18 protein-coding genes are annotated in these 18,791 nt (G+C 72.8%); 8 read left to right on the top strand and 10 right to left on the bottom strand.

What is annotated here, in order from left to right; genetic code table 11:
- Window positions 1-29: 29 nt before the first annotated feature.
- Entirely contained in the window at window positions 30-1,418 is a 1,389-nt protein-coding gene (locus FH610_RS27520; protein ID WP_139577935.1) for a sensor histidine kinase, read from the bottom strand.
- Window positions 1,415-2,116: a response regulator transcription factor gene (locus FH610_RS27515; RefSeq protein WP_139577934.1), complete on the bottom strand. Its 702-nt coding sequence runs from the start codon at window positions 2,114-2,116 to the stop codon at window positions 1,415-1,417. Before FH610_RS27515 ends, FH610_RS27520 begins: the two co-directional genes overlap by 4 nt.
- 131 nt (window positions 2,117-2,247) lie before the next feature.
- On the opposite strand from FH610_RS27515, the gene FH610_RS27510 reads away from it, so the two are divergent.
- On the top strand, window positions 2,248-4,152 hold the full coding sequence (locus FH610_RS27510; protein ID WP_139577933.1) for a TolB family protein: 1,905 nt from the start codon (window positions 2,248-2,250) through the stop codon (window positions 4,150-4,152).
- A 52-nt stretch (window positions 4,153-4,204) separates the two neighbouring features.
- On the opposite strand, the gene FH610_RS27505 is transcribed toward FH610_RS27510, so the two are convergent.
- On the bottom strand, window positions 4,205-4,912 hold the full coding sequence (locus tag FH610_RS27505; protein WP_139577928.1) for an MBL fold metallo-hydrolase: 708 nt from the start codon (window positions 4,910-4,912) through the stop codon (window positions 4,205-4,207).
- 99 nt (window positions 4,913-5,011) lie between these two features.
- On the opposite strand from FH610_RS27505, the gene FH610_RS43895 reads away from it, so the two are divergent.
- The 3 genes from FH610_RS43895 (at window position 5,012) to FH610_RS27490 (ending at window position 8,449) form a co-directional block, all read left to right on the top strand.
- Window positions 5,012-5,389: a hypothetical protein gene (locus FH610_RS43895; RefSeq protein ID WP_205826103.1), complete on the top strand. Its 378-nt coding sequence runs from the start codon at window positions 5,012-5,014 to the stop codon at window positions 5,387-5,389.
- Complete coding sequence (locus FH610_RS27495; RefSeq protein ID WP_139577923.1) at window positions 5,386-6,060, top strand: hypothetical protein; 675 nt, start codon at window positions 5,386-5,388, stop codon at window positions 6,058-6,060. The genes FH610_RS43895 and FH610_RS27495 overlap by 4 nt, the downstream gene beginning before the upstream one ends.
- A 103-nt stretch (window positions 6,061-6,163) precedes the next feature.
- Window positions 6,164-8,449, top strand: a complete 2,286-nt coding sequence (locus FH610_RS27490; RefSeq protein ID WP_139577917.1) for a glycoside hydrolase family 3 N-terminal domain-containing protein — start codon at window positions 6,164-6,166, stop codon at window positions 8,447-8,449.
- 37 nt (window positions 8,450-8,486) lie between these two features.
- Here the strand turns inward: FH610_RS27490 and FH610_RS27485 are convergent, their stop codons facing one another.
- The 4 genes from FH610_RS27485 to FH610_RS27470 form a co-directional block, all read right to left on the bottom strand.
- Window positions 8,487-8,903, bottom strand: coding sequence for a DUF3592 domain-containing protein (locus FH610_RS27485; protein WP_161628094.1), 417 nt, complete (start codon window positions 8,901-8,903; stop codon window positions 8,487-8,489).
- A gap of 68 nt (window positions 8,904-8,971) precedes the next feature.
- The gene (locus tag FH610_RS27480) at window positions 8,972-9,385 is read right to left on the bottom strand and encodes a PH domain-containing protein (RefSeq protein WP_139577904.1); all 414 of its coding nucleotides are present in this window, start codon (window positions 9,383-9,385) and stop codon (window positions 8,972-8,974) included.
- 143 nt (window positions 9,386-9,528) lie between these two features.
- A complete protein-coding gene (locus FH610_RS27475; protein ID WP_139577899.1) occupies window positions 9,529-10,002 on the bottom strand; it encodes a DUF5709 domain-containing protein in 474 nt (157 codons plus the stop codon).
- Window positions 10,003-10,039: 37 nt separating this feature from the next.
- A complete protein-coding gene (locus FH610_RS27470; RefSeq protein ID WP_139577894.1) occupies window positions 10,040-10,531 on the bottom strand; it encodes a metallophosphoesterase family protein in 492 nt (163 codons plus the stop codon).
- Window positions 10,532-10,662: 131 nt separating this feature from the next.
- Between FH610_RS27470 and FH610_RS42975 the strand changes: the two genes are divergently transcribed.
- Window positions 10,663-10,803 (top strand): hypothetical protein, encoded by a 141-nt coding sequence (locus tag FH610_RS42975; RefSeq protein ID WP_161628093.1) that lies wholly within the window; start codon window positions 10,663-10,665, stop codon window positions 10,801-10,803.
- A 90-nt stretch (window positions 10,804-10,893) separates the two neighbouring features.
- Here the strand turns inward: FH610_RS42975 and FH610_RS27465 are convergent, their stop codons facing one another.
- The 3 genes from FH610_RS27465 to FH610_RS27455 all read right to left on the bottom strand — a co-directional run bounded on the left by FH610_RS27465 (window position 10,894) and on the right by FH610_RS27455 (window position 13,369).
- Window positions 10,894-11,208, bottom strand: a complete 315-nt coding sequence (locus FH610_RS27465) for a hypothetical protein (protein WP_139577889.1) — start codon at window positions 11,206-11,208, stop codon at window positions 10,894-10,896.
- Window positions 11,209-11,334: 126 nt separating this feature from the next.
- Complete coding sequence (locus FH610_RS27460) at window positions 11,335-12,288, bottom strand: Ppx/GppA family phosphatase (RefSeq protein WP_139577884.1); 954 nt, start codon at window positions 12,286-12,288, stop codon at window positions 11,335-11,337.
- Between the two features lie 67 nt (window positions 12,289-12,355).
- A complete protein-coding gene (locus FH610_RS27455; protein WP_139577877.1) occupies window positions 12,356-13,369 on the bottom strand; it encodes an NADPH:quinone reductase in 1,014 nt (337 codons plus the stop codon).
- A gap of 94 nt (window positions 13,370-13,463) precedes the next feature.
- Here FH610_RS27455 and FH610_RS27450 point away from each other — a divergent pair, with 94 nt between their 5' ends.
- The 3 genes from FH610_RS27450 to FH610_RS27440 all read left to right on the top strand — a co-directional run bounded on the left by FH610_RS27450 (window position 13,464) and on the right by FH610_RS27440 (window position 18,737).
- The gene (locus FH610_RS27450) at window positions 13,464-15,212 is read left to right on the top strand and encodes a RecQ family ATP-dependent DNA helicase (RefSeq protein WP_139577870.1); all 1,749 of its coding nucleotides are present in this window, start codon (window positions 13,464-13,466) and stop codon (window positions 15,210-15,212) included.
- A 124-nt stretch (window positions 15,213-15,336) separates the two neighbouring features.
- A complete protein-coding gene (locus FH610_RS27445) occupies window positions 15,337-15,717 on the top strand; it encodes a hypothetical protein (protein ID WP_139577864.1) in 381 nt (126 codons plus the stop codon).
- 590 nt (window positions 15,718-16,307) lie between these two features.
- Entirely contained in the window at window positions 16,308-18,737 is a 2,430-nt protein-coding gene (locus FH610_RS27440) for a Tex family protein (RefSeq protein WP_139577857.1), read from the top strand.
- Window positions 18,738-18,791: the final 54 nt, after the last annotated feature.

The raw sequence follows: 18,791 nt of genomic DNA, 5'->3' as shown, positions 1-18,791 counted from the left end.
GCGAGAACATCCCCCGCGCGCGGCGCCCTCTACCCTCGTCGTCCCGATCGGGCGGGCGACGGGAACGTGACCCGGACGACGGTGCCCTCTCCGGACCCGCTGTCGAGGGTCGCCTCGCCGCCGTGGGCCCGGGCGATCGCGGCGACGATCGACAGCCCGAGGCCGCTGCCGGGGGCTCCGGGACGGGAGGCCCCCCGGTAGAACCGGGAGAAGGCCCGCTCCGCCACCTCCGGCGCCATGCCCGGTCCGGCGTCGCGCACCTCGATCACCCCGCCGCCACCCGGCCCGGCGCGTACGGCCACCGTCGCGCTCGTCCCCGGGGGCGTGTGCGTGCGGACGTTGCCGAGCAGGTTGGCCAGCACCTGCCGGACGGCGTCCTCGTCGGCCGCGACCTCGACGGCGTCACCGGCCTCCAGGGCGACGACCCGGTCCGGCGCGACGGCCCGCGCGTCGCAGATCGCGTCGGCGGCGACGGCGGCCAGGTCCACCGGCCGCCGTCGCAGGCACGGCTCCTGGTCGAGCCGGGCCAGGTAGAGCAGGTCGTCTACGATCTTCGCCATGCGCGCCGCCTCGTCGTCGGCCCGCCGTACGGCGTCGGGCCGGTCGGCCTGGCTGACCACGCCATACCTGAGCATCTGGAGGTAGCCGCGCACGGCCGTCAGCGGGGTGCGCAGCTCGTGGGAGGCGTCGGCGACGAAACGCCGCAGCCGGTCCTCCGACCGGGCCCTGGCCTCCATCGCCGCCTGGATCCGGGCGAGCATGCCGTTCACGGCCAGCGCGAGCCGGCCGGCCTCCGTCCTGGGCGAGGCGACCGGGGCGCGCCGGTCCAGGTCGCCGCCGGCGATCGCCCCGGCGGTGGCCGCGATCGCGGCGAGGGGCCGCAGGCCGCGGGCGACCAGGCGGTGCGCGACCAGGGCGAGCACGCCCAGGGAGGCGGCGCCGGCCATCGTCTCGATCAGCAGCAGCCGGCCGACCGTCTCCTCCACCGGCCTCAGGGGCAGCCCCACCGCCGCCCGGGTCTGGCCGCCCGCCCCCACGAACGACACGACGCGGTACGCCCCCGTGCCGCTGCCGAGCGTCACGGGGCCGGAGACGCCGCCCGCCGCCGGGGACGGGGCACGGTCGAGCAGCGCGGCGCCGGCCCGCCCGCCCCAGGCGCCGAGGACGCTCCCGTCGTGCCGCCAGATCCGCACCGCGTAGTCGGTCGGCGCCACGGCGGCGCGCAGCAGGCCGGTGCGGTCCGTGCTCTCCCGCAGCAGCGGGTTGGTGCGGGCGGTCGCCGCCGCCGCGAGGAGCTGCTCGTCCACCCGGCCGACGAGATAGGCCCGCAGGGCGAGGGCGACGGCGGCGCCGGTGGCCGTCAGCGCGGCGGCGGCCAGGACCACGAGCACGAGCAGAAGCCGGGCGCGGAGGGTCACGACGCCGTCCCGCTGTCGCGGAGCACGTACCCGAACCCGCGCTGGGTGTGGATGAGCGGCGGCCCCAGCCGGTCGAGCTTGCGGCGGAGGTAGCCGACGTACAGATCGACCACGTTGGAGGTCCCCCTGAAGTCGTAGTCCCACACCGCGTCGAGGATCTGGGCGCGCGACAGGACCCTGCCGCGGTTGCTCATCAGGTAGCGCAGGAGGTTGAACTCGGTCGGCGACAGGCGGACGGGCACTCCGCCGCGCCGCACCTCGCAGGCGTCCTCGTCCAGCTCCAGGTCGGCGACCCTGAGGCGCTCGCCCCCGGGAGGCGGCGGAGGCTGCGCGACCCGGCGGAGCACGGCCCTGACCCGGGCCAGCAGCTCGTCCAGGGCGAAGGGCTTGGTCACGTAGTCGTCGCCGCCGTAGGTGAGCCCGGACACCTTGTCCTGGCGGGCGTCCCTGGCGGTGAGGAAGACGATGCCGAAGCGGTGGCCGCGGGCCCGCAGGCTCCGGCAGACCTCGAGGCCGCCCATGTCGGGCAGCATCACGTCCAGGACCACGAGGTCCGGCGCGGCGGCCTCGGCGCAGGCCATCGCCTGCGCCCCGGTGGCGGCCGTCGTCACCTCGAACCCGTGGAACCCCAGCACCGTGGCCAGCACGTCGAGGATGTTCGGCTCGTCGTCGACGACGAGGATCTTCTCTCCAGGCATGTCGGGGACAGCACACCAGTCCCGGATGTGAGTTCGCTGTGAACCGGCTGTGGGGTTGCCGAAGAGGCTCTCATCTGTCCCCCTTCTCCCGCACAGGCAGTTCCCACCGCCCGGGGGTGGGGTGGACGGCCATGAGACTCATCCGATCCTCGATGGCGGGAGCGGCCGTGCTCGCGGCCGCCGCGTTCCCCCACGCCCCCGCGCTCCCGCAAGCCCAGGCGGTCCACCAGGCTCCCGCGAAGGCCGCCGCCGTCCCGCCCTTCGAACCGGTCGAGGTCGAGCGCGACGTCCCGCTCCCCTCCGGCGTGACGCTCACGTCGTCCCAGGGCGTACGGCTGGCCCCGGACGGACGCCACGTCGTCATGAGTGTGGTCTACCAGGGTCACGAGCACGTCGGCGCGATGAACCTCGACGGCACCGGCTTCAGCTGTGTGACCTGCGGGAAGCTGCCGACGGCGCGCGGAAACGAGGTGTTCCCCGACGGCAGGCGCCTGTGGGTCGAGCGGGTGCCGGAGGACTCCGGGGCCGCCGGGTCCAGCGGCGGGATCGCCGACGTGCGCTACTCGGTGCTCGAGTGCGCGCCGAGCGTGTACGACTGCCGCACAGGCAAGGTCCTTCCGGTGACGTTCCCGATCCCCGGCCTGAAGCAAGGCGCCCAGAACAGGGCGACCCAGTTGCACCCCGATGGGAAGCACATCCGCTGGACCGAGGTGCGCACCCTGGAAGGGCCGCGCATGACGATCGGCAAACTGGTGCGCCGCGGCGACGGCTACCGGGTGACCGAACCCCGGGTCGTGAACCCCGCCTACACGCTCGGCGACGACCCGAAGGGCTGGGCCGACGCCGGGAGCTACTACGAGGCCGGGCAGTGGATGGACGGCGGCCGAACCCTGAAGATCGGCGCCACCGGCAGCGCGCTCAACTACGACATCTTCACCCTCGACCTGGCCACCGGCGAGCGCCGGCGGCTGACCACCGACATCGACTACAACGAGGGCACCGACCCCTCGCCCGACGGCCGCTGGATCTCCTACACCTCCGCCCGGGGGCTCGACCGCATGGACGTGTTCACCCAGCTCCGGCGCCCGCCGTTCATCGACATGGCGGCCTTCGCCCAGATCGGCCGCGTCGGCCTGTGGAACAACCGGCGGTGCATGAACGAGCGCTGGCTCATGGACCGCGAGGGCCAGCGCGGCACCTACGGCGGCCAGCCCGTGGTCACCGAGGACGGCTGGGGCATCCGGTCCTGGTCGTGGCTCCCCGACGGCACCCGGGCGCTGATCGCGGAGGAGCACGTGACCGCCGCCACCGGCACCCCCGGCCACGCCCCCGAGATGCGCATGCGGGTCCTGCGGTTCCCCGCCCGCACCCCGGTGACGCCGACACCCGTCGTCGACCTCGACACGATCGACCTGTCGAGGTCCACCGTGCCCTACACCCGCTACCGGGGTGTGGCCTCCCGCCAGGTGCACGGCCGTACGGTGCACGGGGCCGGGGGCGGCACGGCGCGGATGGAGTTCACCGGCACCTTCCTCTCCGGCCGCTGGGAGGTCCGCTACGACCACTACTCCGACGACGGGGAGAGCTTCGTCAGCGGCACGGAGTCGCTGACCACTCCGGCGTCGCTCGTGTCCGCGACCTGGCGGGCCGATCTCACGGTCACCGGGCGGCACCACGGATACCTGCGCGGCGACCTCGACGTCCGCTCCCCCGCCCGCTTCAGCGGGACCGTGCGCAGCGAGGTCGACGGCCGCCTGCTCTCCGGGGTGCCCACCCAGGCCGACTGCCCCGGGGTGCGCAGGCCGCCCCTGTCCCTGGTCGTACGGCCGGCGGGCGGCGGGACCTCCGAGGTCCGGGTCACCGCGACCGTGCCGGAGGATCCCACCCCCAGGCCGGTCAGGGGCGCGACGGTGACCGCGGGCGGCAGGACCGCCGTCACCGGGGCGGACGGCGTCGCACGCGTGCCGGTCGCACCCGGCGGCCGGGTCACGGCGGCCGCGGCCGGTTTCGCCGGCGCCGCCGCCTCCATGCCGTGAGCACCCCGTGGGCACCGTTCCGTGAGCGCCCTCCCCTGAGCACCTGACCGCGTCAGCCGGGCAGGCGGGCCGCGGCGGCGCGCAGGCAGCCGGCCGCGTCCTCGGTGAGGGGTTCGCCGTGGCCGAAACAGGCGATCTCGACGTCGAGGGCCGCCTGCCGTAGGAAGGAGGCGGCCGCCGCGGGCGGGTCGGCGTTGAACACGCCGAGGATGACCTGCCCGTCGGGGGCGCGGGCGATGGTGTCGCCGGTGAACAGCACGCCCGGCCCCGGCAGGTGCACGGCGAGGCTGCCGGGCGTGTGACCCGGCACGGCCAGCACCCGTGCCCCGCCGCCGAAGTCCAGCGTGTCGCCGTCGCCCAGTTCGCGGTCCACGCGCACGGGCGGCGCGGGCACGTGCGGCATGCCCGCGTGGACCGCGTCCCACAGCTCCCGCTCCCATCCGGACAGGACCGGCGGGGGCCCGGCCGCCTCGCCCCGGACGAAGGGCGCGTCGTCGCGGTGGGCGTACACGGTGACGTCACCCCAGGAGGCGATGTCGGCGGCCGAGCCGGTGTGGTCCTCGTGGAAGTGCGTCAGCACCAGGCGCCGTACGTCGGACGGCGAGTGCCCGAGCGAGCGGACGGCGTCCTCGATGAGCGGCGCGGAGCCGGGGACCCCGGAGTCGATCAGGGTGAGCCCGTCGGGATCGCGCCACAGGTAGACGTGCCCGACGGGAAACCGCAGGAAGTACAGGCTGGGGAGCAGTTCGACCAGATCCATGTGACGACGTTAGGGCCGCCCGGCCGGCCACCGGCGCGGTCTTCGCCCCTAGCGATTCCGCCCATGGCCGAAGCGTGCGACGGTTGACCTTCAAGCAGGTTGAACCTCGACAATCCCCTGCATGGACGACATCGACGCGTCGCGGGCAGGGAGGCGCTGCGCGACCGGCTCGCCGACGGTGAGCAGGAAGGGCCGGTCGTCCTGCGCGCCGACACCGACCGGCTGGTGGTGGAACGCCCCGGGCTCTTTCCGGCCACGCTGCCCGCCGTCTCCACCGGACCGCCGCTGCGCATCGCCTTCGACCCGGCCGTGCTTCTCGCGGCCATAGACGCCGGTGTCGGGCCCCACGGGCTGTTCGAGGTCGCGTCCGCGACCGAACCCGTCGTGGTCCGCTCCGCCGGCCAGGGCAGCTTCACCACCCTGGTGATGCCGGTCCGCGACACCACCACTACGACACATGAGGATGGACAACCGTGAACCCCGGCAACCCCGTCGTCCGGCTCTGCGCCGAGGGCATGCAGGCCGAGGCAGAGGGCCGCGACGGGGACGCGCGCGCCGCGTTCGAGCAGGCGTGGGAGATCGCGGAGGACGACTACGACGCGTGCGTCGCCGCCCACTACGTCGCCCGGCACCAGACGACCCCGCAGGAGACGCTTCGCTGGAACCAGGAGCGCCTGGACCGGGCGGACCGCGTGGGCGACGACCGGGTGAAGGGCTTCTACGCCTCCCTGCACCTGAACATGGCCAAGGCTCACGCGGATCTCGGGGACCCCGGCCGGGCACGCCGTCACTACGAACTGGCGGCGGCGCACGTCGGCGAGGTGCCGCACGGGCCGTACGCCGACTGGGTCAGGTTCGCGATCGCCGAAGGGCTGCGCTCGGCCGCAGGGCACGGCCCACGGACCGGCGACGCCCTCCTGAGGGATCTGCTCGCCGGGTTCTGCGCACGCGGCGACCTCAAGGCTCTCGGCCTGGTCGTGCCCGCCTACCTCGCGGACCTCGGCACCGAGGCCGACCGGATGCGGCTCCTGACCGCGCTGCGAATGCTGCACGCCGCCGGGGCACTGCCGGGCGAGGAGCAGGGCGCCCTCAGCGCGGCGATCGGATCGCTGCACGACGACGCGCCCGCGACGGCCCCGCGTGCGTGAAAGTTTCCTCGTGCGCGGCTGGTGGCGAGTGTCCGGGAGTCACATCGTTTGACCCGAATTCTCGGTGATTCCTACGGTCGGCGGGAACATCGAGGAGGACCTGATGACATCCCGGCTGAGGCCCGCCTGGGTCACCGCGCTCGTGACGCTGCTCGCCGCGGCGCTGACCGCCGTCTTCGCCGCCGACCACGGGGCCGCGCGGGCGGCGGACGCCCCGTACAAGGATCCGAGCCTCCCGGTGGCCGCGCGGGTGGACGACCTTCTGTCCAGGATGTCGCTGGACGACAAGGTCGGGCAGATGACCCAGGCCGACCGGTCGGCCCTGACGACGGTCTCCGACGTGGCGACGTACCGGCTGGGCTCGATCCTGTCCGGCGGCGGCTCGGCGCCCTCCCCGAACACCGCGTCGTCCTGGGCCGACATGTACGACAACTTCCAGCGCCAGGCGCTGTCCACCCCGCTCGGCATTCCGATGATCTACGGGATCGACGCCGTGCACGGGCACAACAACGTCGTCGGCGCGACGATCTTCCCGCACAACATCGGGCTGGGGGCCACCCGCGACCCCGACCTGGTGGAGCGGGTCGGGCGGGCGACGGCCGAGGAGGTGTCGGGCACCGGCATCGACTGGACCTTCGCGCCCTGCCTGTGCGTGGCCCGCAACGACCGGTGGGGCCGCACGTACGAGTCCTTCAGTGAGGACCCGCAGCTCGTCACCCAGATGACGACGATCGTGGACGGCTTCCAGAAGGCCGGGAACGCCTCCATCCTCGCCACCGCCAAGCACTACGTCGGCGACGGCGGCACCACGGGCGGCAAGGACCAGGGCAACACCGAGCTCAGCGAGGCCGACCTGCGGGCCATCCACCTCGCGCCGTTCAAGGCCGCCGTGCAGCGCGGCGTGGGCTCCGTCATGGTGTCCTACAGCTCCTGGAACGGCGTGAAGATGCACGGCAACAAGTACCTGATCACCGACGTGCTGAAGGGCGAGCTGGGCTTCACCGGCTTCGTGGTCACCGACTGGGCGGGCATCGACCAGCTCGACGGCCAGACCGGCTTCACGGCGAGCGAGATCACCACGGCGATCAACGCGGGCGTCGACATGGTGATGGTGCCGACCGACTACAAGAGGTTCGTCTCACTGCTGAAGTCGGAGGTCCAGGGGGGCCGGATCGCGACGTCGCGGATCGACGACGCCAACCGGCGCATCCTGACCAAGAAGTTCGAGCTGGGGCTGTTCGAGAGGCCGCTTACCGACCGGTCCTACACCTCCACCGTGGGCAGCGCGGCCCACCGTGCCGTCGCCCGCGAGGCCGTACGCGAGTCGCTGGTCCTGCTGAAGAACGCGGGCAACGTGCTCCCGCTCGGCAAGAGCGGCGGCAAGATCTTCGTGGCGGGCAAGAGCGCCGACGACATCGGCAACCAGAGCGGCGGCTGGACGATCAGCTGGCAGGGCTCGTCCGGCAACACCACCACCGGCACCACGATCCTGCAGGGCATCCGCGACGCCGTCGGCTCCGGCACGCAGGTCACCTACAACCGGGACGGCAGTGGCATCGACTCCTCCTACCGCGCGGCGATCGCCGTCGTGGGCGAGACGCCGTACGCGGAGGGCCAGGGCGACCGGACCGGGTCGATGAGCCTCGACTCGACCGACCTGGCCACGCTGCAGCGGCTCAAGGCGTCCGGCGTGCCGCTGGTCGTGGTACTCGTCTCCGGCCGGCCGCTGGACGTCGCCGGCCAGATCGACCAGTGGAACGCGCTGGTGGCGGCCTGGCTGCCGGGCACCGAGGGGCGCGGCGTGGCCGACGTGCTGTTCGGCGACTACGCACCGAACGGGAAGCTGCCGATGACGTGGCCGCGCAGCGCCGACCAGGAGCCGATCAACGCCGGGGACGGCAAGCAGGCGCTGTTCGAGTACGGCTTCGGGCTGACCTACACGGGCACCAGCCCGTCCCCCTCCCCGTCGCCCTCCGCGTCCCCCTCGCCATCCCCGTCCCCGTCCCCTTCTCCGTCCCCCAGCCCCTCGCCCAGCGCCAGCCCGTCGCCCTCGTCGTCGCCCTTGCCTGGCGGGTGTGTGGTGACGTACAAGGTGAACGACTGGGGCAGCGGGTTCACCGCCGACGTGACGATCACCAACAGGTCGTCGAGCCCGGTCAACGGCTGGCGGCTCCAGTGGACCTACGCCGGCGACCAGAAGGTCACCGGCTACTGGAACTCGACGATCACCCAGTCGGGCCGGCAGGTCACCGCGTCCAACGCCACCTGGAACGGAACCATCGGCGCGGGCGGCGGCACGGCGAGCTTCGGCTTCCAGGGGTCCTACAGCGGCGCCAACCCCGCCCCCACCGCGTTCACCCTGAACGGGACGGCCTGCACGACCGGATGACCACGCGCCGGAGGGGGTGGGGACGGAGCGCCTGGGCTCAGAACGTCTGGGCCAGCGCCACCCCCGCCCCCGCGGTGAACAGGACGATGCCGACCGTGAGGAAGATGCCGCCGAGGAGCGCGCCGCTCCCGGCCGCGCTGTCGATGCGGATCCGCGTCGGCCTGGCCGGGTCGTACAGCACCGTGACCTCCTCACCCGGCCGCGCGGGCGGCGGGTTGCTCCCATAGGTGGTCTCGGCCTCGACCTGCTGGCCGTAGACGGTCGTGAAACGAATGATCGGGTAGTACGAGGTTCCGTCGTCGGACCGGCTCGCCCGCAGTCCGACGACCAGGCCGCGGCTGCGCTGCGCCCGGCGGCGGAACTCCCGGGCGTTCATGGTGATGCCGCCGCCGATGAGGCCGAAGACGAGTCCGAGCCCCGAAAGGATCAGTGTGATGAGAGCGGTTTGTGACACGATCGGACCTTAGGGCCCCATGCTTGCGATCGGCTTGCACCGTTCCCAAACCGCGACGCGCGTACGGATCAGGGGCGCATCCGCATGAGCGCCTCGGCCACGTCGACGACCGGCTCGCCGAGGTCGAAACGGCTGAACAGGTGGATCTGCTCGCCCGCGTCGATCTCCAGCAGCTCGGTCGTCAGGCCGTAACGGCGGTGGGAGTCCACCCGGATGCGGTCCACGTCGTTCCAGGAGATGCGTTCCCGGCCGGAGAGCCCGGTGACGACCAGCCCGTCATCCCCCGCCGCGAGCCGCACCGGCGCGACCAGGTCGCGGCCGGTCAGCAGGCCGAAACCGACGGTGGCCACGCCGGCGAGGAAGAGCTGCGCGCCGTCGCCGGCGATCGCCAGCACACCGCACAGCATCGTGCCGACGGCCTTCAGCGCAACGATCCCACGCGGCACCCGCCATTCGTGCCGCGGCTCCTCAACTCCCGCCATCGAGGCAGCGTAACGAATGCGAGGTCCTCTCGCGGCTGCTTCCCGGCCCCTCACGCCGTGCGGCGGCGGCCCGGCCGCACGGCCGCCGCCGTCTCCGCCTGTGGCGTCTCGCTCTGTGTCGTCCCGTCTTGTGTCGTCTCGCCCTACGGCGTCTCGTCCTCTATGCGCATCGCCTGCTCCTCCGCCGTGTAGCCGCCGAAATCCGGCCCCACGTCCTCGGCGATCATGTCCTTTTCGGTGTCCACGCCCATGCCGCCGTCCGGATCGACGAGCCGGCCGGCCTGGCCGGACTCCGCGGTGCCGGCGCCGTACCTCTCGTACGGCTGGTCGCCGCTCTCGCCGAGGACGTCGGGGCCACCCGCCGTGCCCGGCTCCGTGCCGAACCGGACATCCACGTCGGGGACCTCGCGGGACAGGCGACGGCGGAGGGACTCGCCCTCGCGCATCTCGTTGGGCGTGGTGCCGTACTCGTCGAGGCCCAGGGGCCGGTCGCCGGGCAGCGGCATCTCCTGCGGGTCCTCGGCCCACTGCTGCTCGGGCGTGCCCTCCTGCAGGTCCGGAATGCCTTCGTCCTCGAACCGCGAACGCGGGTCGGGCTGTGGTCTGTTCTCTCTCATACCGGCCCCATGCCCCGCCGTACGGCCCTTAGGCAGGTCAGGTGACGGGGACGATCTCGGCCCGCCGCAGCACGCCGCTCTCGACGTCGAGTATTCCGATGGTGCCGTGCGGCTGACGGCGGCGGTCGGTGGGCGAGCCGGGGTTGAACACCCGCATCCCGTCGCCGGTCAGGTCCATGGGGATGTGCGAGTGGCCGAAGACGACCAGGTCGGCCTCGGGGAAGCGGCGCCGCATGCGCGCGGTCCGTCCGGCGGCCTGTCCGCTGTCGTGGATCATCGCCACCCGGAGCCCGCCGAGGTCGAGTTCGAGCGTCTCGGGAGCGCCCCAGGCCGCGACGTCCTGGCCGTCGTTGTTGCCGAGCACCGCGTGGACCGGAGCGTACGCGGACAGCTCCACCAGGACGTCGGCGGTGCAGACGTCGCCGGCGTGCAGGATCAGGTCCGCCCCCCGCAGGTGCTCGGCGACCGCGGGCGGGCAGGACTTCCAGCGCCGGGGAGCATGGGTGTCCGCGAGCACGACGACCTTCACCGTTCCATCTTCCCCGCGGAGAAGAGGTGCCAAATCACATATTCGGGGAATAGAGATCCACGACCCGCACGACCCTCATGTCCTGCACCCCTACACCGGTCTCCCCCGGCCGGTCCCGCTTGGGAGGAACGATGAGCAGGCAGATCGCCGACGGCTACCAGGCCCCCACCCTGTCCGAGCTCGAGGCGCGCGTACGCGGGCTGGAGACTCAGGTCGCCCACCTGACCGAGCTGGTCAAGACGCTGTCCGGCCAGAGCAGGGAGAGCCGCTGACGGCGGCCCGTCCGGCAGCGAGGCGCCCCAGACGACGGCGTCCCCGCCAGGACAGACCTGACGGGGACGCCGACGCCGGCGTGGGCCTCGCTACGCGCGACGCGCGGAGGCGGCGACGGCCCGGACCTGCCGGTCCACGCCCCGGCCCGCGGCGCGCCCGTTCACGTGTCCGTTGCCGGACGCGGTGATGAGCGCTATCCCGGACGCGTTGACGGGCGATATCCCGGACGCGTCCGCATCCGTGCCCGCCGGGACGGGTTTCGCCCGCCCATAGGACTCGCGCCCGGTGCTCACCGCCATCGCACCCAGCCATACGAGGGTCGCGATCGCGATGACCACCACGGCTCCGAGCACCAGCACCGCCACCGCCGCCAGGGAGACCACGGCTCCCAGCAGCTCCACCATTTAGATTCCTCCAGAGGTCGACCCCGATTACGGCACTCCGGTGGCCGGCGGAAGATCACCTGCCACGTAGAGGAACGGAAATTGCCGGTTATTGGTGCCTTGCCCCGTTTGGATGACCCTCATACCTTACTGATCGGCTAGCGGGGGCCGACCCATGGGCAGGCCGTCGAGCCTGCGCAGGATCACGCCCTCCCGCAGCGCCCACGGGCAGATCTCCAGCACCGGCAGCTCGAACAGGTCCATCGCGGCGTCCGCGACGACCGCGCCGGCGAGAAGCTGGGCGGCCCGCCCAGCGGACACGCCGGGAAGCTCCGCCCGGCGGGCCGCCGGCATCGTGGCCAGCCGGGCCGTCCACTCGACCAGGTCCTCGTGCGTCAGCGTCCGCTTGACGTACGGGCCCTCGCTGGACGACGCCGCCCCCGCGATGCGTGCGAGCTGGCGGAAGGTCTTGGACGTGGCGACCGCGTGGTCCGGCCTGCCGTACCTGGCGACCGCCCCGACCGTCCGCGCGATCTCGGTGCGTACGTGCCTCCGCAGCGCGCGGACCTCTTCGGGATCGGGCGGGTCGGCGGTGAACCAGTCGCGGGTGAGCCGTCCCGCGCCGAGCGGGAGGGAGACGGCGACGTCGGGCTCCTCGTCGACGCCGGAGGCGATCTCCAGCGACCCGCCCCCGATGTCGGTCACCAGCAGCCGCCCCGAGGACCAGCCGAACCAGCGGCGGACGGCCAGGAACGTCAGCCTGGCCTCGTCGTCCCCCGACAGCACCTGGATGTCCACCCGGGTGTCGGCCTTGATCTGGGCCAGCACGTCCTCGCCGTTGACCGCGTCGCGGACCGCCGAGGTGGCGAAGGCGACCAGGTCCTCCACGCCCTTGTCCTCGGCGATGCGTGCCGCTTCGCGCACGAAGGCCCCGAGCCGCGCCGCGCCCTCCTCGCTGAGCCTGTCGCCGTCGACGAGATGCTCGGTCAGCCGCAGCTCCTCCTTGTGGGAGAACGCGGGCAGAGGCCGGGCACCCTGATGCGCGTCCATCACCAGCAGGTGCACCGTGTTGGAACCGACGTCCAGGACTCCGAGTCGCATGCCCCGACGCTACCGTCCGCCGGGGAAAGATCCACCGCCCCTCCCGGCCCCCGGACTCACCTGGGGCTCACTCCGGTGCGACGTCCACGAGCACCTTGCCGACCGCACCCGACTCGACCGCGTCGTGGGCGTCCGCCGTGCGCTCCAGCGGGAAGTGGTGGAGGGGCAGCCCGGCCTCCTCCCCCACCCGCAGCGCGCCCGCCTCGACCGCCGCGCGCACGTCCGCCACGGCGGCGTCCTTGGCGGCGTCGGGCACGGTGTAGACGAGGACGAACTGGTAACGGATGTTGCGGGTGAACAGCTCGCGCACCGAAAGCGCGACCTCGTCTCCCCCGTTGTTGGCGTACACCGCGACGACCCCCTGCGGCGCGGTGACCGCCCTGTCCAGGGCGGCGTTCGGCGCCGGCGCGACCTCCACCACGATGTCGGCGCCCTGCGGGGCCACGGCGCGGATCGCCGCCGCCGGATCCCCGGTGCGGTAGTCGACCACGTGGTGCGCCCCCGCGGCCCGGGCCAGCGCCGCCTTCTCCGGCCCGCTGACCGTGGTCACCACGGTCGCCCCGGCCCAGCGGGCGAGCTGGATCGCCGCGTTGCCCACGGCCCCGGCGCCACCCGCGACCAGGACGGTCCTGCCGTCGAGGGCCCCGGGGGCGAGCCGGTCCGGCCCGCCCTCGGCCACGGTCAGGCAGCGATGCGCGGTCAGCGCGGGGATGCCGAGACTCGCGCCGAGGTCGAGGGAGGCCCCGCCCGGCAGCGGCACGACCTGCCGTTCGGGCAGGACGACGTACTCCTGCGCGGTGCCGTCCGGCCGCCCCCAGGCGGCCTCCCACAGCCACACGCGGTCTCCCGGTGCCACTCCTGTCACGCCCGGCCCGGCGGCGTCCACGATTCCGGCGCCGTCCTGGTTGGGCACGGCCTCCGGATGGCTCAACGCGCCGCGCCGCGCCTTCCAATCGGTCGGATTGACGCCCGAGCGCACCACTCGCACGCGTACCTCTCCGGGCCCCGGCTCGGGCACCGGCCGGTCGGTCAGGCGCAGGACACCGCTGTCACCGGTCTCGGAATACACGATCGCTCTCATACCGGCTCTAAGCCGCCGGGTCCGTGACGCTATTCCGGTTCGGCCCTTTCCGCTCGGGTAGTTGCAGGCCGATCGGGCGAGGGGGTGCGGTGGAATGAGCGTCAGGCAGAGGTATGGGGGCCTGTCCGGTGGAAGGGCCGGTGACAGGCTCGGCGGCACGGGAGGCGGCTGGTCGAGGGACTGGTCGGGAAGCTGGGCCAGAGGCTGGGCGGGGGGCCGCTTCGGCCGGCATTACGGACGCAGGGGCAGGCGCCTGCGGGCCACGGCCAGGGAGGCCTTCGGCTGGCAGCAGCTGCGCCCGGGCCAGCAGGAGGCGATGGAGCTCCTGCTCGCGGGACGCGACGTGCTGCTGGTGATGCCGACCGGCGGCGGCAAGTCGGCCGTCTACCAGGTGCCCGGCTTGCTCCTCGAGGGCCCGACGGTCATCGTCTCGCCTCTCATCGCCCTGCAGCGCGACCAGGTCATGGGCCTGCTCAAGGCGGGGGCCGCGGGCGCGGTGGCGGTCAACTCGGCCGGCTCGGTCGAGGCGGGGCTCGACCAGGTCACCGCGGGCGACGCCGAGTACGTGTTCCTGTCGCCGGAGCAGCTCGCCAAGCCCGAGGTGGTCGAGCGGCTGGCCCAGGCCCGGCCCTCCCTGATCGCCGTGGACGAGGCGCACTGCGTGTCCACCTGGGGCCACGACTTCCGGCCGGAGTATCTGCGGCTCGGCAAGGTCATCGAGCGTCTGGGCCATCCCCCGGTGATCGCGATGACGGCCACGGCCGCGCCGACCGTCCGCGAGGAGATCGTCGAATCGCTCGGCCTGATCGGGGCCCAGCAGATCGTGCGGGGATTCGACCGGCCCAACCTGCATCTCGAGGTCCACCGGTTCACGAGCGACGACGACAAGCGCAGGGCCCTGGCCGACCACGCCGCCGGGCTGAACGGCGTGGGGCTGGTCTACGTCGCGACGCGGCGCCAGGCCGAGGAGTACGCCGACCTGCTGAAGGAGCGCGGCCGCCGGGCCGAGGCGTACCACGCGGGGATGAAGACGAAGGAACGCCGCCGCATCCACGAGCGGTTCCAGGACGACGACCTCGACACCGTCGTGGCGACCTCGGCCTTCGGGATGGGCATCGACAAGCACGACGTGCGCTACGTGCTGCACGCCGCGCCCCCCGAGTCGCTCGACGCGTACTACCAGGAGATCGGCCGGGCCGGCCGGGACGGCAACCCGGCCGAGACCGTGCTGTTCTACCGGCCCGAGGACCTGGGGCTGCGCAAGTTCTTCGCCTCGGGCCGCGCGGACGAGGCCCTGATGCGGCGCGTCGCGACGCTGGTCCACGAGCACGGCGGGGAGGTGGCCGCCGCCGACCTGCGCGAGCTCCTCGACATCGGGACCGCCAGGCTGACCTCGCACGTCAACCTGCTGGAACGGGCGGGCGCGGTCGAGGTCAGCCACGGTGGCGCCCTGCACTACGCGCCGGACGGCCCGCCGCCGGACGAGGCCGCCGCCCGCGCGGTGGAGATCGACGATCTCCGGCACCGGATGGAGGACTCCCGGCTGGAGATGATGCGCGGCTACGCGGAGACGACCGGCTGCCGGCGCCGCTTCCTGCTGGAGTACTTCGGCGAGCCGTACGAGCGGTCGTGCGGCGACTGCGACACCTGCCGCTCCGGGACTGCGACCCCGCCGGAGACCGGCGACGGGCGGTTCCCCATGCACGCGAACGTACGGCACGCCGAGTGGGGACACGGGATCGTGATGAGCCGCGAGCAGGACCGGATCACCGTGCTGTTCGACTCCGTGGGCTACAAGACGCTGGCGCTCGGCCTGGTCGACGAGCTGCTCGAGGTGGTCTGACGGAGCACGAGAAGCACCGCCCGACTGGGCAATCATTACTGTTCGTGTCCTTCGCACCACTTGCAGTGGTTTCACCCTGTGTTGAGACTCGTAGGCGGAGGTCGTGAGTTCGGGGGTGGTACCGGTGCGGGAGGCAATCAGCGCCAGGGAGACGTGGCCGTTCGAGTGCCTGCACTGCCTGCGCGTCTGGGAGGAGGAGTATGTCGTCCACCGCGCGCGCGACGAGCAGGGCGTCGACGTCGTGGTGTGGACGCGGGACGACGTGGCCGTCCAGCCGCCCTGGTCCGGGATGACCTGCCCAGGATGCGGCTGCGGGACCGTGACCACGTTCCCGACCGGCTACCTGGCCCACCATCCGGAGATCACGCTGGGCCGGCCCGCGGTGAAGGCCCCGGCCGGCGAGACACCTGCCCGGGGCGCGCCGTTCGCGTCGCACGCGCTGCTCACCCTCGCGCTCCTGCTGCTGACCGGCGCCGGTCTGTACGAGCGGCTCCACGTCCGCTGAGCATGCGCCCGGGCCGCGGCGTCCTCCGGTGGAGGCCGGCGGAGGCCGGCGGAGGCCGGCGGAGGCCGGTGGAGGTCGCCCGGGTCCCGGCTCACGGATCCTTTCGAGCACGAAGCGCACGCCGTCGTCGAATGGATCGCGGTATTCGGTCAGGGTGACGGCTCCCTCGAACAGGGAGTGCGTCTCCGTGCGGCGCGATGTCGCGCCGCTGTGCAAGGCGCCGCAATAGGTCTCCCGGCGCCGTTCCTTGAGGGTGCCCCAGCTGCCGTACAGGCATTCGGGCTCGTTCTGGTCGTACAGAACGCGTGAGCCGTCGCCGCGCGATTCCCACTGCGTCGCGGGCCGGAATCGCCTCGTGTCCGTGTCGAGCGGCATACCGGGATCCATATGCACGACAAGGGCGACAAGCCCGTCGTCCTTTCTCCTCCAATGGCCGGGCGGAGGATTCGATGGCGGTGGCATCCGACATCGCGGCCCGCACGGGTTGTCCACAGGTGGAGCGAGGGGGCCCGGCGGATCCGGCAGAATGAGAGCCTCCGGAGAGGGTGGCCCCCGGAGAGGGCGGACTCGGAAGAAGGCGGATCAGGATCGTGACCACGTCCATTCAGCAGCGGATCGCCGAAGAGCTCGGCGTGCGCGAGAGTCAGGTCACCGCGGCCGTCGACCTGCTCGACGGCGGGGCGACGGTGCCGTTCATCGCCCGTTACCGCAAGGAGGCCACGGGCGCGCTCGACGACGCCCAGCTGCGCACGCTGGAGGAGCGGCTGCGCTACCTGCGCGAGCTGGAGGAGCGGCGGGCCGCCATCCTCGACTCGATCCGCTCGCAGGGCAAGCTCGACGAGGCCCTGGAAGCGCGGATCATGGAGGCCGACTCGAAGGCCCGGCTGGAGGACATCTACCTGCCCTTCAAGCCCAAGCGCCGCACCAAGGCGCAGATCGCCAGGGAGCTGGGGCTGGAGCCGCTGGCGGACGCGCTGCTCGCCGACCCGTCGCTGGACCCGCAGGCGACCGCCGAGGCGTACGTGCGCGAGGGCGTGGCCGACGCCGCCGCCGCGCTGGAGGGCGCCAGGGCCATCCTGGTCGAGCGTTTCGCCGAGGACGCCGACCTCATCGGCGACCTGCGGGAGCGGATGTGGTCCCGCGGGCGGCTGATCTCCCAGGTGCGGGAGGACAAGCAGGAGTCCGGGGCCAAGTTCTCCGACTACTTCGACTTCTCCGAGCCCTTCACCCGCCTGCCCTCGCACCGCATCCTCGCGATGTTCCGGGGCGAGAAGGAGGAGGTGCTCACGCTCACCCTCGACCCGGAGGCCGAGGAGCCGAACGACTACGAGGCGCGGATCGCCCGGCGCTTCGGCATCGCCGACCTCGGCCGCCCGGCCGACAAGTGGCTGCTCGACACCGTGCGCTGGGCCTGGCGCACCCGCGTTCTCGTGCATCTGGGCATCGATCTGCGCACCCGGTTGTGGCAGGCGGCCGAGGAGGAGGCCGTGCGCGTTTTCGCGGCCAACCTGCGCGACCTGCTGCTCGCCGCCCCCGCCGGGGCGAGGCCGACCATGGGCCTCGACCCGGGGCTGCGCACCGGCGTGAAGGTCGCGGTCGTGGACGGCACCGGCAAGGTCGTGGCCACCGAGACGATCTATCCGCACGAGCCCAAGCGGCAGTGGGACCAGTCGCTCGCGGTGCTGGCCCGGCTGGCGACCGAGCACAAGGTGGAGCTGATCGCCATCGGCAACGGCACCGCGTCGCGGGAGACCGACAAGCTCGCCGGTGAGCTGGTCAAGCACATGCCACACGTCACCAAGATCGTGGTCTCGGAGGCCGGGGCCTCGGTGTACTCCGCGTCGGCCTACGCCTCGCAGGAACTGCCGGGCCTGGACGTCTCGCTGCGCGGCGCGGTGTCGATCGCGCGGCGTCTGCAGGACCCGCTGGCCGAGCTGGTGAAGATCGACCCCAAGTCCATCGGCGTCGGCCAGTACCAGCACGACGTGTCCGAGGTGAAGCTGTCGCGCTCGCTCGACGCGGTGGTGGAGGACTGCGTGAACGCGGTGGGCGTGGACGTCAACACCGCGTCCCCCCCGCTGCTGACCCGCGTCTCCGGCATCGGCGCCGGACTGGCGGAGAACATCGTCGCGCACCGCGACGCCAACGGGCCGTTCCGCTCGCGGACCGGGCTGAAGGAGGTGCCGCGGCTCGGCCCGAAGGCGTTCGAGCAGTGCGCGGGCTTCCTGCGGATCCCCGGCGGTGACGACCCGCTCGACGCCTCCAGCGTGCACCCGGAGGCCTACCCGGTGGTGCGCCGCATCCTCGACTTCACCAAGGGCGACCTGCGCACGCTGATCGGTAACACCTCGGCGCTCCGCTCGCTGAAGCCGTCGGAGTTCGTCGACGACACCTTCGGCCTGCCGACCGTCACCGACATCCTCAAGGAACTGGAGAAGCCGGGCCGCGACCCCCGCCCGGCGTTCAAGACCGCCACCTTCAAGGAGGGCGTCGAGAAGCCGTCCGACCTGTCGCCCGGCATGATCCTGGAGGGCGTCGTCACCAACGTCGCCGCGTTCGGGGCGTTCGTCGACGTCGGCGTGCACCAGGACGGCCTGGTCCACGTGTCCGCGATGTCCAACTCCTTCGTGAAGGACCCCCGCGAGGTGGTCAAGCCCGGCGACATCGTCCGGGTCAAGGTGCTCGACGTGGACCTCCAGCGCAAGCGCATCTCGCTCACGCTACGTCTGGACGACGAGACAGCGGGCAACGGCCGCAGGGGCGGGCCGAACGGCGAGGCCCGCGACGACCGGCAGGGCGGCCGCCGCGGCCAGTCGCGCCAGAACCCGTCCCGCCAGAACCCGTCCCGCCAAGACCAGGGCGGCCAGAACCAGGGTGGCCAGAACCCGGGTGGCAGGGGCGGATCGGGCCGCGGCAACGGCCGGGGCTCGAGCGGCGCGCCGCTGGGCGGGGCCATGGCCGAGGCGCTGCGCCGGGCCGGTCTGGCCGATCCCGGCTCCGGTGACCGCCGCTCCCGCTGACGGTCCCACTCGATCCGGCCTCTCTGGCCCGGCGCCGCCTTCGGTGCGCCGGGC

The organism is Microbispora catharanthi, from assembly GCF_006334915.2.
GTDB classification, from domain to species: Bacteria; Actinomycetota; Actinomycetes; order Streptosporangiales; family Streptosporangiaceae; genus Microbispora; species Microbispora catharanthi.
The sequence above is the reverse complement of the archived record's forward strand: the minus strand, read 5'-3'. Positions and strand labels throughout refer to the sequence as shown.